Origin of the sequence: Pseudoalteromonas sp. OOF1S-7 (assembly GCF_022347765.1) — a bacterium.
Classification (GTDB): Bacteria; Pseudomonadota; Gammaproteobacteria; order Enterobacterales; family Alteromonadaceae; genus Pseudoalteromonas.
The window spans coordinates 220,298-232,711 of the sequence record NZ_JAKRFZ010000009.1; the positions used below are offsets into that span (position 1 = coordinate 220,298).

Here is a 12,414-nt window from a genome sequence, read left to right on the forward strand (position 1 = left end):
AGTTTAGCGCTATTATTGTTTTTTCAGCCGCGCGTAATAAAAGCCATCGGTATGGCCTGGCAGCAATTGCAATCCGGGTTTATCCGGCGTGTCCTGTGCGTGCAGCGGGGTGAGCTGAGCATCCGCCGTGCGTGCTAAAAACGCCGTTACTTGCTCGGTATTTTCCTGAGGCAGCACAGAGCAGGTTGCGTACACTAACGTACCGCCAGGCTTGAGCAGTGGCCAGATGGCATCCAAAATGCTGGCCTGTAAGGCCGCCAGTTCATCAATGTCGGTGGCACGACGCAACCACTTGATGTCCGGGTGTCGACGGATAACGCCGGTTGCCGAGCAGGGCACATCTAGTAAAATGCGATCAAACTGCTCGCCCTGCCACCAGGTATCTGGTGTTGCAGCATTGGCTTCAAGACACTGGGCACTGAGGTGCAGACGTTTAAGGTTTTCATCGACGCGTTTGAGGCGCTCACCATCGGCATCCAGTGCGATGACATGAGCATCGGCCAGTTCCAGAATATGGCAGGTTTTGCCACCGGGGGCGGCACAGGCATCCAGAATATGCTCGCCATCTTGCGGGTCCAGTAACCGGGCTGCCATTTGCGCCGCGGCATCCTGCACTGAACTGGCACCCTGAGCAAAGTCTGGTAACTGCTGCACATCCACAGGTTTGGTCAGCAAAATGCCATCCACAAAGTCCGGGTCCAGCGTATGCGCAATGCCTTCACCATCGAGGCGCGCGGCATAGTCTGTGGTGCTCGACTGGCGTTGGTTGACGCGTAACCACATCGGCGCTTGTTGCTGGTTGTCGTGCAAAATATCTTGCCATTGCTGTGGGTAAGCCGCCTGCAGCTTTTTGATAAACCAGCCCGGATGGTTGTATTTGCATACCGGGATGGCATCGGCGCTGGCTTCTAACGTGTCCTGAGCACGCTGAAAGTTACGTAACACCGCGTTGATCAGCCCCTTCAGTCCAGGCGCCTGAAGCTTATTGGCCGCATTAACGGTTTCGGCGACGGCTGCATGAGCAGGCACTCGCATGTGTTGCAACTGGTAAATACCCACATACAGTAAGAACTGAAAGACCCGGTTCTTGCCTTTGAGCGGTTGCTCCAGCAGCTGCTGGCAATAGTGCTCCAGACTGGGCAGATAGCGCAAAACGCCATAGCAGATCTGTTGTAACAGGGCGCGGTCTTTTACTGGCAACTGGCGGCTGGCATAGGGCAACTGGGTCGTCAGTGACTGGCCTTTATCAACAACCTGAAACAGGGTTTGCGCGGCAAGCGCGCGTACATTGGCCATCAGGCACCCACCTGGCTATCAGGCGTGACCCAGTCGCTGCGACCATTTAAAAAGTCTTGCGCAGACATGGGCTTTTTACCTTGAGGCTGAAGTTGCGTGATAGTCAGTGCTTGCTCACCGCAGGCAATGGTGATGCCGGTTTTATCGGCACTGAGTACCTGTCCGGGCGTGCCTTGCTGCGATACGATATCAGCCTGCCAAATCTTAACTGTTTGCCCCTGCATCTGGGTGTAGCAGACCGGCCAGGGATTAAAGGCCCGGATGTTACGCTCAATTTGTGCCGCATCCATTGACCAGTCTATATTGGCTTCTTCTTTAGAAAGCTTTTTGGCGTAATTAGCCAGTGCATCATCCTGCGGCTCGGCACTCAGCTTGTCTTCGGCCAGTTTGTCCAGAGTCTCCACTAATGCATCGGGTCCCAGCTCGGCCAGTTTGTTATACAGGCTGGCGCTGGTTTCGTCCTGGTCAATTGGGCAGGTTGCAATGTGCAGCATGTCGCCGGTATCCAGGCCCTCATCCATTTGCATAATGGTGACGCCTGTCTCTTTATCGCCAGCCCAGATAGCACGCTGGATTGGCGCCGCACCACGCCAGCGTGGCAAGATTGAACCATGTACGTTGAGACAGCCAAGCCTTGGCGTATCTAAAATGGCTTTTGGTAATAACAGGCCATAAGCCACCACAACCATCACGTCGGCTTCCAGCGCAGCAAGTTCCGCCTGCGCATCGTCAGACTTGAGAGACTGAGGCTGATAGACCGGCAGGTTATGTTCCAGTGCCAGGGTTTTTACTTCGCTGGCTTTGAGTTTTTTACCTCGGCCGGCAGGGCGGTCGGGCTGGCTGTATACAGCGACAACGTCATGGTGTGATGCGATCAGCGCTGCCAAGTGCTTGGCAGCAAAATCCGGGGTGCCCGCAAAGACAATACGCAGAGATTTGCTCACTTAAGATCCCAGTTTAGGTAGTAATTAATAGTCGGTAACGACACGCTTACGCGCGTGCCGCCAGTTTGGCTTCTTTTTCGATTTTTTTACGGATCCGCTGACGTTTCAGCGGCGACAAGTAATCGATGAACAACTTGCCCAGCAGGTGGTCGAGTTCGTGCTGTACGCACACAGCTAACAAACCATCAGCGTCAAATTCGTAGCTTTCGCCGTGCTCGTTAAGTGCTTTAACAGTGACGGTTTCTGCGCGATCAACTTTGGCGTAGGAATAAGGCACAGACAAACAACCTTCTTCGCTGACGGTTGAACCATCTTTGGCTGTGATTTCAGGGTTGATCAAAACCCGTGGCTCGTTGCGCTCTTCTGATACATCGATCACCACAATGCGCTGGTGAATATCTACCTGCGTGGCGGCAAGGCCAATACCATTTTCTTCATACATGGTTTCCAGCATGTCCGCGACAATCAGGCGGATCTCGTCATTTACTTCGGCAACCGGTTTTGCAACCGTGCGCAAACGCTCATCTGGAAAACTCAGTACTGCTAACTTAGCCATAGATACCTTTTACACTTGAATTAAATGGGGTAATGTATGCTCTTATTTTAGCCATTCACGTTCCCCTTTAACAGGTTTTGGTGGATAATATCGAAAAATAACTCAAGGAAGCCTGCATGAAATCTCATATTGCCGCCCTTTTGCTGGCAACGAGTGCTGTTTTTCCTGCCTTAGCACAAACGCTGGCGGTAAAAACCAGTGCGCCCGAGCGTTATGTTGTTAAAAAAGGGGATACCCTTTGGGATATTTCTAGTCTGTATTTGAACAGTCCCTGGAAGTGGCCTGCTTTATGGCAGTGGAACCCCCAGATTAACAATCCGCACCTGATCTATCCGGGAGACGTTTTATCGCTGCACTACGATAGCGAGGGGAACCCACGGCTGAGTCTGGCAAAAGGGGTGCGCCGACTTTCTCCTCAGGTTCGTGTGGTGAGCGATAAAAACCAGGCCATACCCACTTTACCTTTGGCGGTGATGGAACCCTTTATGCGTTTCGAACAAGCGCTGGGAGCCGGGGACTTCGCGCAGCTACCTATGGTGCTGGGATCAAACTTCAACTACAAAATGAACATTGAAGGCCACCTTTTGTATGTCAAAGGGGATCTGCCTCGTGGTGGTAACTATGGCATTTATCGTAAGGGAGATGCTTACCGGGATCCTGATAACGGCGCGATATTAGCCTATGAGTCTATTCTGGTCGGGACCGGCCGGGTGGTCAGAACCGGTAATATTGAAGCTGGCAAACCGAGCACGGTGAAGATTGAATCGGTTCGTCGTGAAGTAAAACCCAGTGACGTGCTGATGCCTATCTCCAGCGGACAAAGTTATTCGGCTAACTTCAAAATGACCCAGCCGGTGCAGGCCATTTCAGGCAACATCATTGCGAGCAGCAATAAGTTGCGTGAGTTCAGCACCATGGCGGTTGTGGTTATCGACTTAGGTCGTAAAGATGACCTGCATGAAGGGAATGTACTTGCAATCCATCGCCAGTCTCCTACAGTGATTGAGAAGGAGTCGGGTCCGAGTTATATCGAAGATGCCAGCAGCCTGGACAAAGTGATCACGCAAGTGAGCGAATGGTTTGGTGAAGAGAACGACGAAGACAGCGTCGTCTGGCATATGCCAAAAGAACAGGTTGGTGAGCTGATGTTGTTCAAAGTGTATGACAACATCAGTTATGCCATGGTGACCAAAACACGTCAGCCCGTCAGAGTGGGGGATTCTGTCAGCAGTCGTTAATCCCGCAACTTGCCTTAGTATGATTTCATAGTTTCAGCACAGGAGTGCACTTTGCTCAGGGAGGGCGCATGGCAACACTGGATTTACGGCACAGTCTGGCACTGAGGATATGTCCCGGGCTGGGCAGCAATACACTGGAGCGGGCGATTCAGCACATCACGCCCGCCGAACTTTTCACTGTTTCGCCTCTCAGATTGCATGAAGTGGGGCTGCCTCAGGATGCAATCCACTACCTGCAAGCGCCAGACTGGCACTTTATCGATACCCAGATCCAGCGATGCATCGCGAAGCACATTCAGCTGGTTGGTTACTTTGACGCCGCTTACCCGCCATTATTAAAACAGATCAGCAGTGCACCTTTGATGCTCTTTTGCAAAGGCCGGTTGTCTTTGTTATCTGAGCCACAAATTGCCATCGTGGGTAGTCGTAATGCAACCGCTACCGGGCTGGAGATTGCCAGGGAGTTTGGCCGGTCGCTCAGTGGGGCGGGTATGACGGTAACTTCGGGGCTGGCCAGAGGCGTGGATGGTGCAGCCCATCAGGGCGCGCTGAGCCAGGGGGGCGCTACCCTGGCTGTACTGGGGACCGGGGTCGATGTGGTCTATCCACGCCGTCACAATACTTTATATCAGCAGGTCGCCGAGCAGGGGCTACTGGTGAGCGAGTTTTTACCTGGCAGTCAGCCTAAAGCCGAGCACTTTCCGCGTCGCAATCGAATTATTTCAGGCCTCTCACTGGGTGTGCTGGTGGTCGAAGCCGAAATAAAAAGTGGGTCATTGATCACCGCACGTTACGCCCTGGAGCAAAACAAAGAGGTGTTTGCAGTGCCAGGTTCAATCCGTAACCCTTTGTCTCAGGGGTGCCATTATTTGCTCAAAGACGGTGCAAAATTAACAGAGCGGATAGAGGATATTCTCGAAGAGGTAAGATTTTTCTCCGAAAACGGTCTATATATAGTAGAAAGTGACCAAAAACAGGAGCACTGCCCCGTATTGCAGCATCTCGGCTTTGAGGTAACCAGTGTAGATACCTTATCGCAGAGGACCCAGTGGCCAGTAGAGAAGGTGCTTGCCAGACTACTGGACCTTGAGCTTGAAGACAAAGTAGAACGCGTACTAGACGGCTACATCAAATTAGCGAGGGGTTAATTATGTTTGATATCCTAATGTATTTATTCGAAAACTATATTCACAGCGAAGCGGATATCTTCGTCGAACAAAACGAACTCACTGATGAACTGGTCGGGGCCGGTTTCAATCAAGACGAGATTTACAAAGCACTGGACTGGCTGGAGCAATTGGCCGATTTACAGCAGTCTGATGAAATTCCTTATTTAAACGCCCGCCCGGATAGCGCGATCCGGATCTACACTGAGCAAGAGTGTGCCATGCTGGACATCGAATGTCGGGGCTTTTTGATGTTTGTTGAGCAAATAGGTGTGATAGATTGTACTACCCGTGAAATGGTCATCGACCGCTTATGTGCGCTGGATAAACCGGCCATCTGTCTGGACGATTTAAAATGGGTGATCCTGATGGTGTTATTCAATGTCCCAGGCAAAGAGCATGCCTATGCCCAGATGGAGGATCTGATCTTCGAAGAACCCACAGGTCCGCTGCATTAACCCTCCTTACACTCACTGAGGGGCACGGTTTTGTTAGGTCAGGCGAATTGCCTGGCTGACGCTTCTTTGTTCCTTATATCTCTTTCCCTTGATACTATTACGAACGCACAGCCATAGGGGTGAAGTAGACGGGACTTGTTATGAGTAAAATAGATCATTCGTTGTTTAATGCAGACCAGCATGCCCTGGAGCGGGAGTATGAGGTTTGCCCTGAATGTGGCTCTGAGCTGGTGATCAAGCACAGTAAGTCGGGTCCTTTCCTTGGCTGCGCCAGTTATCCCGCGTGCGATTACATCCGCGCCATCGCGCATCATGATAACCACGATATTAAGGTGCTGGAAGACAGCGCCTGTCCTTTGTGTAGCGAGCCACTGGTTGTGCGCAATGGTCGCTATGGCATGTTTATCGGGTGTACCGGCTATCCTCAGTGTCACTATATTGCCCACGATGATGAGCCAGAAGAAGCGTCGGGTCCGTCCTGTCCCAAGTGCCAAAAAGGCACCTTACACAAACGCAAGAATAAGTATGGTAAGTTTTTTTATGCCTGCGATGCATACCCTCAGTGCAAGTACAGTGTGAATCACCCGCCGGTTGCACACCCTTGTGAGGCCTGTGGCTGGCCCGTCATGGTGCAAAAACACCGGGGTGGAAAAGCTGTGCTACAATGCCCGCAGAAAGTTTGTCAGCATACAATTGAGGAGCCTCAGTGAGCGAACAAGATACGCAACGTCAGTTACCCCAAAATGCCGTCGAAGCATTACAACAAGGGGAGCTGATCTGTTACCCGACCGAAGCCATTTTTGGTCTGGGCTGTGATCCCGATAACGAACAAGCCGTCCATGCGCTGTTGGCACTGAAAGACCGCCCGGTAGAAAAAGGGTTGATCCTCATTGCCGATAATTTTGCTCAGTGCCTGCCGTACGTCGATGACAGTAAAATCCCGCAGGACAAACGCACAGAAATATTTTCATCCTGGCCCGGCCCGGTGACCTGGTTGCTACCAGTAAAAGCGAGCGCACCAGTGTGGGTGACGGGCGGCAACCCGAGGATTGCAATTCGCGTGACCGATCACCCTGTCGTGAAAGAATTGTGTCAGGCATTTGGTAAACCGATTGTGTCTACCAGTGCCAACTTCAGTGGCGAAGAGCCGGCTAAGACCTTGGCAGAAGCTCAGGCGGCATTTGGTGATCGGGTGGCATTTTATCAGGCGGGTGAGCTGGGTAAGCAAACCAGTCCAAGTCAGATCCGTGATGCCTTAAGTGGCAAGATCATAAGGAGTTAATGACGTTGAGTCAGGTAAATCTAGAATCCGTTAAAGCCTTCTTACTCGCCCTGCAGGACGAAATCTGTCAGGGTCTGGAGCAGGCGGATGGCAGCGGCAAATTTGTTGAAGATGCATGGCAGCGTGAAGAGGGCGGTGGTGGTCGTACGCGTGTCATGCGCGACGGTGCCGTAATAGAGCAAGGGGGCGTGAACTTCTCCCATGTGTATGGTGCCTCTATGCCAGCTTCCGCCACGGCCCACCGGCCTGAACTGGCAGGGCGCAGCTTCCATGCCTGTGGTGTATCTTTGGTGATCCACCCTAAAAACCCGCATATCCCTACCAGTCACGCAAATGTGCGTTTTTTCATCGCCGAGAAAGAAGGTGAAGATCCTATCTGGTGGTTTGGTGGTGGCTTTGATCTCACGCCTTTCTATCCGGTGCTCGAAGATGTCAAGCACTGGCACAGTGTTGCCAAAGCGGTATGTGAGCCGTTTGGTGAGCAGGTTTACGATGACTATAAAAAGTGGTGTGACGATTACTTCTATCTCAAGCATCGCAAAGAAACCCGGGGTGTGGGTGGTTTGTTCTTTGACGATCTGAACCAGTGGGGTTTCGACACCAGCTTTGCCTTTATGCAAGCCGTAGGCAAAGGTTTCCTGGATGCTTATGTGCCCATCATGGAAAAGCGTAAAGATACGCCGTTCAGCGCGGCACAGCGTCAGTTCCAGTTATATCGTCGCGGCCGGTATGTGGAGTTTAATCTGGTCTGGGACCGTGGTACTTTGTTTGGTCTGCAAACGGGTGGACGGACAGAGTCTATTCTGATGTCGATGCCACCGCTGGCACGCTGGGAATATGACTTTACGCCGGCCGAAGACGCGCCTGAAGCATTATTGTATAAGCACTTTTTGCGCCCAAGAGACTGGCTGGCGATGTCTACGCTAGATGACTAGTTTGGTCACGTAATAAAAAAGGCGCCGGTGGCGCCTTTTTTATTATCAGGGTAGTGTTACTCCAATCGGAAACTACGCACCTGCTCATCTAAAGAGCGAGCCAGGTCGAGGAGGTTTTCACTGATCTGTTTGCTGCCATGGGCATCAATCAGAGATTGCTCAGCGTTGTCGCGAATTGCCACCACACTTTGATTGATCTCCTCGGCGGCCAGATTCTGCTGCTCCGTTGCATCGGCAATTTGTACATTCAGTGCATTGATCTCATGCATCTGATTCGAAATATCCTTGAGTGCCTGTGCCACCTGCTTGACCTGCATGGCGCGATCATCCGCTTCCTCACAAGATGCGCTCATTGCACTAACCGTTTGTGCGGCTTCGTTTTGCAGCTTGTCTATGGTGCGTTTTATTTCGTCGGTTGAATCATGCGTTCGGGTGGCCAGGGTGCGTACTTCGTCGGCAACCACGGCAAACCCGCGGCCTGCTTCACCGGCGCGGGCCGCTTCGATGGCGGCATTCAGTGCCAGTAAGTTTGTTTGCTCGGCAATGCTGCTGATCACTTCCAGTACTTTACCCACTTCCAGGGTTTGTGTCTGAAGCTGGCTAACCTGCTCTGCCGCCTGGCGCACATCGCGTGCCAGCTGATTAATGCTTTGCTCTGTACGTTCTGCCACAGCCATGCTTTGCTCGGCAAGGTGGTTGCTGCTGTCAGATTTTTCAGACGCAAAGTGGGTGGTGTTTTTCACTTCACTGGATGAGCTTTCCAGCTCATTGATAGCCGCAGCGACTGAATCCGTGCCTTGCTTTTGCTCCTGAATAGCCCGCTCGGTCGTATCGGCGGCATTGTAGATCTGCTCGGCAGACTGGATCAGCACATGCGATGAGGCCGACACCTGAGCAATGTTGTCTTTAAACGACGCCATCATCTTATTAAAGTTGATGGCCAGCCGACCCAGTTCATCGTCTATGGTATCGTCGATACGTAGCGACAGGTCCTTGTTCTGGGTTGCCAGGCGCATCGTACGGCCCAGTGTTTTCAGGCGCACAATAAAGAGCTTGCGAAAAAGAATACCCAGAATGACAAACGTCGTGGCAAAAATGCCCGTCAGTAAGCCTGTGCTCAGCCAGGTGTTGCTGTGTACCGTGTCATCAATATCTTCAAGAGAGTAACTGATCCGCACTGCACCAAGCACATCGCCTTCTTGTGCCTGATGGCAACCCAGGCAGTTAGTTCCTTTATAGTCTTCCTTTGCGACCATCGGTTTAAGGTAGGTCATGATACGCTTACCGTCGCGCTGTTCAATGACCAGGGTTTCCTGACCCCGTAATGCTGCCCGCTCGACCTCGCTGGTGGGTTGCTGATTGGGGTTACCCATACCATACAGCTTATTGATTTTGTCACCACGAATAATATGTGCGTCTTCAATGTTATCGTGATTACGCATTTTGTCGCTGAGGATCTCGCGATTGGCCATTGTGCCGGTAAGCATCATGGTGTTGATAGAATCGAAATAATTGTCTGCCAACAAACGAATATTGGTCTCGACGGTTTCTTCGGCCAGTTGTTTTTGCTGACTGGAGTTACTTAATATACTGGCGATCAGCACCAGTACGCCGGTAATGGCAAGTAACGCATAAATTTTATGTTGAATGGATTTCACACGCATCGCACCTTAAAAAAGCAGAGCCGTTATTATGCGTGTTTAGTAATCAGGGCAGTTTGACTTAGCGCAAAAAATTATTGCGCTAATTTAATATGAAATTAATACTTTAGTCGTGATTTATCATGTGTGTGGCTAATTGAGCCAGCGATTTTCGCAATCCTTCTCGTAACAAAGGGTTGTCGACTTCCTGATCAAGGGCTTTGTCCATGCAGTACATCCACTGATCACGCAGCTCTTTATTTATCGTAAATGGCATATGGCGCATTCTGAGCCTGGGGTGACCATATTGTTCTGCAAACAAGTCCGGACCGCCCAGCCAGCCGGAGAGAAACTCGAAAAATACCTGACGGATGCGATCCAGTGGTAACGGGTGCATATCGTATAAAGGTTTAGCGTAGGGGTCACTTTCCATAATGTCATAGAAGCGGTTGGCCAGCGCTCGGGTGCCAGCTTCGCCACCGATGATCTCATAAGGTGTTTTCTCGGGCGTCGGAGCCTGATGGGTTGCATCTGAGGATGGATTGTCACTTGCATCTTGATTAAAGATGCGTTTAATTAACTGCTTCATATAACATCACTATATCGTTAGGCCGTTCAATGGATAAATACGCGGTTTTTGGAAACCCGATTAAGCATTCTAAATCTCCTGCCATTCATACGCAATTTGCTGGTCAGTTTAATTCGGTCATTGAGTACCGGGCCATACTGGCTGAATTGTCTGAATTCGAATCGACGATAATGGCGTTCTTTGCCCAGGGTGGTCTGGGTGCCAATGTCACTTTACCCTTCAAAGAGCGCGCGTATCAATTGTCTGGCCAGTTGACGGAGAGAGCCAGGTTAGCTGGAGCAGTCAATACTTTGATGCCACAACCAGATGGTTCAATACTGGGCGACAATACAGATGGCGCAGGGCTGGTTGCTGACTTACTGCGCCATATCGAGACCTTATCAGGTGCCAGAATCCTGCTGATTGGTGCGGGAGGTGCAGCGCGTGGCTGTGTTTATCCACTTTTGCAGGCCGGGGCTGCGAGTGTGGTGATTGCCAATCGCACCGCAGAAAAAGCACAGCAACTTGCCCAGTTGTTTGCTGAATATGGCGAGGTGCAGGGCGTTGCACTAAGTGACATTCCCGATAAGCACTATGATCTGGTGATTAACTCGACGTCATCGAGTGTCACAGGGCAGGTGCCAGACGTCGACCCTCTGCATGTCAGCAACTGCGCACTGGCGTATGACATGTTTTATAGCGATCAGCAAACAGCCTTTTTGGCTTGGGTCGCCGAGTATAATGCGAAAGCGCACTGTGTCGATGGTATGGGTATGCTGGTGGGGCAGGCAGCTGAAGCGTTTGCCCTGTGGCGAGGTCAAACCCCGGAGGTAGCCCCTGTGCTGAGTGCGATGAAAGAGGGCAGACTATGAATCAGCAGATCCTGATCAATGATGATATTCACTACGATGATAAACGCCAGTGTCTGATATTCACCGCGATGGTATCGGGTATGCTGGTTTCTTGTGTGATTGCGACTACGCTGCCAAAAGAGCAGGCGCTCGCACACTTTAAAGCACACCAGTTTGATTATGAGATGCAGGCCGAGCAGCAAATAGAAGAAGAGGCGTACTCGGCCCAGGGGGAAATTGAACTAATCCAGCTCTGACAGGTAGTCATCTTTGAGTTCGACGTAGTTCTGCGCCGATGTTTTTAAAAAGGCGATCTCCTGCTCATTGAGTGGCCGAGCTTGCTTAACCGGGCTGCCAACATACAGGTAGCCCGACTCCAGGCGTTTATTAGGAGGCACTAAAGCACCACCACCTATGATCACGTCGTCCTCTACCACGACATTGTCCATAACAATTGCTCCCATGCCGACCAGTATGCGATTGCCCAGCTGGCAGCCATGCAACATCACTTTGTGGCCAACGGTCACATCATCTCCAATGATCAGAGGGTAACCATCCGGGTTTGAAGCACTTGAGCGAGTAAGATGTAATACGCTGCCATCCTGAACATTGGTACGTTTGCCAATCTTGATAAAGTTCACGTCTCCTCGCGCTGCGACTAAAGGCCAGACACTGCTGTCTTCTCCCACTTCTATATCGCCAACCAAAACGGCGCTTTCATCTACATACACGCCGGCCGCTAATTTTGGGGTTTTGCCATTATAACTTCTGCCTTTGTATTTGTTTGTCATTTTAGTATCCCTTTATTACCTGCTGTTACCGCTATTCTTGGTACTGAGTTCAGTGTAGAGCTTTGCTCAATAGATCTCCAGCCCCGCATAAAGCGCAATATTGCATGTTTTACATGCGTTTTTGCACTGTTTGGTATGATTTTCATTCGAACGCGCCGTTTTTCTCACTTTTCTTCAAAAAAGGGGTTGCACTGGGTTTCGATTTCCCTATAATGCGCATCCACCGACACGGGGAGCAACGCTGAAAAGCAACGCGCCAAGTGACGGGAAAGCCAAACGGAAAGCTTAATTAAGAAAAATTAAATTTTCTAGTTGACTTTAAAAGTGAAGCGGTTAATATGGCGCTCCACTTCGCAGCAAGGCTGCGGTAACTAACCAGGGTTAGTTACTTTGTTCTTTAAAAATATGAAGCAATCATCTGTGTGGGCACTCGTACAGATTGAGTTCTAACAGCAGATTCTAGTTCGCTAGATGACGCACAAAAATTAGAGTCTCAATTTCTTATGAGTGACTAACATAGTCAATTTATACAGAATTCATTGAGCACGAAACTTCGGTTTCAAAAAAACTTTTAATTGAAGAGTTTGATCATGGCTCAGATTGAACGCTGGCGGCAGGCCTAACACATGCAAGTCGAGCGGTAACATTTCTAGCTTGCTAGAAGATGACGAGCGGCGGACGGGTGAGTA

General features: G+C 50.7%; 14 protein-coding genes and 1 rRNA gene. 9 read left to right on the top strand and 6 right to left on the bottom strand.

Annotation, left to right across the window (positions count from 1 at the left end; genetic code table 11):
* Positions 1-12: 12 nt before the first annotated feature.
* Genes rsmB through def form a run of 3 tightly spaced genes read right to left on the bottom strand, consistent with a single transcriptional unit; the run spans position 13 to position 2,796 of the window.
* The gene (gene rsmB / locus MHN33_RS14595; protein WP_239398787.1) at positions 13-1,296 is read right to left on the bottom strand and encodes a 16S rRNA (cytosine(967)-C(5))-methyltransferase RsmB; all 1,284 of its coding nucleotides are present in this window, start codon (positions 1,294-1,296) and stop codon (positions 13-15) included.
* Positions 1,296-2,240 (bottom strand): methionyl-tRNA formyltransferase, encoded by a 945-nt coding sequence (gene fmt / locus MHN33_RS14600; protein WP_239398788.1) that lies wholly within the window; start codon positions 2,238-2,240, stop codon positions 1,296-1,298. Before fmt ends, rsmB begins: the two co-directional genes overlap by 1 nt.
* Before the next feature lie 46 nt (positions 2,241-2,286).
* Complete coding sequence (gene def, locus MHN33_RS14605; protein ID WP_239398790.1) at positions 2,287-2,796, bottom strand: peptide deformylase; 510 nt, start codon at positions 2,794-2,796, stop codon at positions 2,287-2,289.
* 116 nt (positions 2,797-2,912) lie between these two features.
* On the opposite strand from def, the gene MHN33_RS14610 reads away from it, so the two are divergent.
* The 6 genes from MHN33_RS14610 (at position 2,913) to hemF (ending at position 7,875) form a co-directional block, all read left to right on the top strand.
* The gene (locus MHN33_RS14610; protein ID WP_239398792.1) at positions 2,913-4,034 is read left to right on the top strand and encodes a LysM peptidoglycan-binding domain-containing protein; all 1,122 of its coding nucleotides are present in this window, start codon (positions 2,913-2,915) and stop codon (positions 4,032-4,034) included.
* Positions 4,035-4,102: 68 nt separating this feature from the next.
* A complete protein-coding gene (gene dprA, locus MHN33_RS14615) occupies positions 4,103-5,182 on the top strand; it encodes a DNA-processing protein DprA (protein WP_239398794.1) in 1,080 nt (359 codons plus the stop codon).
* 2 nt (positions 5,183-5,184) lie between these two features.
* Positions 5,185-5,658 (top strand): DUF494 family protein, encoded by a 474-nt coding sequence (locus MHN33_RS14620; protein ID WP_046004765.1) that lies wholly within the window; start codon positions 5,185-5,187, stop codon positions 5,656-5,658.
* A gap of 140 nt (positions 5,659-5,798) precedes the next feature.
* Positions 5,799-6,368 (top strand): topoisomerase DNA-binding C4 zinc finger domain-containing protein, encoded by a 570-nt coding sequence (locus tag MHN33_RS14625; protein WP_239398796.1) that lies wholly within the window; start codon positions 5,799-5,801, stop codon positions 6,366-6,368.
* Positions 6,365-6,940 (top strand): Sua5/YciO/YrdC/YwlC family protein, encoded by a 576-nt coding sequence (locus MHN33_RS14630; RefSeq protein ID WP_239398799.1) that lies wholly within the window; start codon positions 6,365-6,367, stop codon positions 6,938-6,940. The genes MHN33_RS14625 and MHN33_RS14630 overlap by 4 nt, the downstream gene beginning before the upstream one ends.
* On the top strand, positions 6,940-7,875 hold the full coding sequence (hemF, locus tag MHN33_RS14635; RefSeq protein ID WP_239398801.1) for an oxygen-dependent coproporphyrinogen oxidase: 936 nt from the start codon (positions 6,940-6,942) through the stop codon (positions 7,873-7,875). The genes MHN33_RS14630 and hemF overlap by 1 nt, the downstream gene beginning before the upstream one ends.
* Positions 7,876-7,931: 56 nt before the next feature.
* Here hemF and MHN33_RS14640 read toward each other — a convergent pair whose 3' ends face one another.
* Positions 7,932-9,539, bottom strand: coding sequence for a methyl-accepting chemotaxis protein (locus MHN33_RS14640; protein WP_125783217.1), 1,608 nt, complete (start codon positions 9,537-9,539; stop codon positions 7,932-7,934).
* Between the two features lie 103 nt (positions 9,540-9,642).
* The gene (locus MHN33_RS14645; protein ID WP_046004770.1) at positions 9,643-10,104 is read right to left on the bottom strand and encodes a group II truncated hemoglobin; all 462 of its coding nucleotides are present in this window, start codon (positions 10,102-10,104) and stop codon (positions 9,643-9,645) included.
* Between the two features lie 29 nt (positions 10,105-10,133).
* Between MHN33_RS14645 and aroE the strand changes: the two genes are divergently transcribed.
* The gene (gene aroE / locus MHN33_RS14650) at positions 10,134-10,955 is read left to right on the top strand and encodes a shikimate dehydrogenase (RefSeq protein WP_239398803.1); all 822 of its coding nucleotides are present in this window, start codon (positions 10,134-10,136) and stop codon (positions 10,953-10,955) included.
* Positions 10,952-11,191 (top strand): DUF1488 domain-containing protein, encoded by a 240-nt coding sequence (locus tag MHN33_RS14655; RefSeq protein ID WP_239398805.1) that lies wholly within the window; start codon positions 10,952-10,954, stop codon positions 11,189-11,191. The genes aroE and MHN33_RS14655 overlap by 4 nt, the downstream gene beginning before the upstream one ends.
* On the opposite strand, the gene MHN33_RS14660 is transcribed toward MHN33_RS14655, so the two are convergent.
* Positions 11,177-11,725, bottom strand: a complete 549-nt coding sequence (locus tag MHN33_RS14660) for a gamma carbonic anhydrase family protein (RefSeq protein WP_239398807.1) — start codon at positions 11,723-11,725, stop codon at positions 11,177-11,179. The two genes, MHN33_RS14655 and MHN33_RS14660, sit on opposite strands and share 15 nt — an antisense overlap.
* Before the next feature lie 572 nt (positions 11,726-12,297).
* Here MHN33_RS14660 and MHN33_RS14665 point away from each other — a divergent pair.
* Positions 12,298-12,414: ribosomal RNA gene (locus MHN33_RS14665) — 16S ribosomal RNA — on the top strand; the annotation flags it as partial.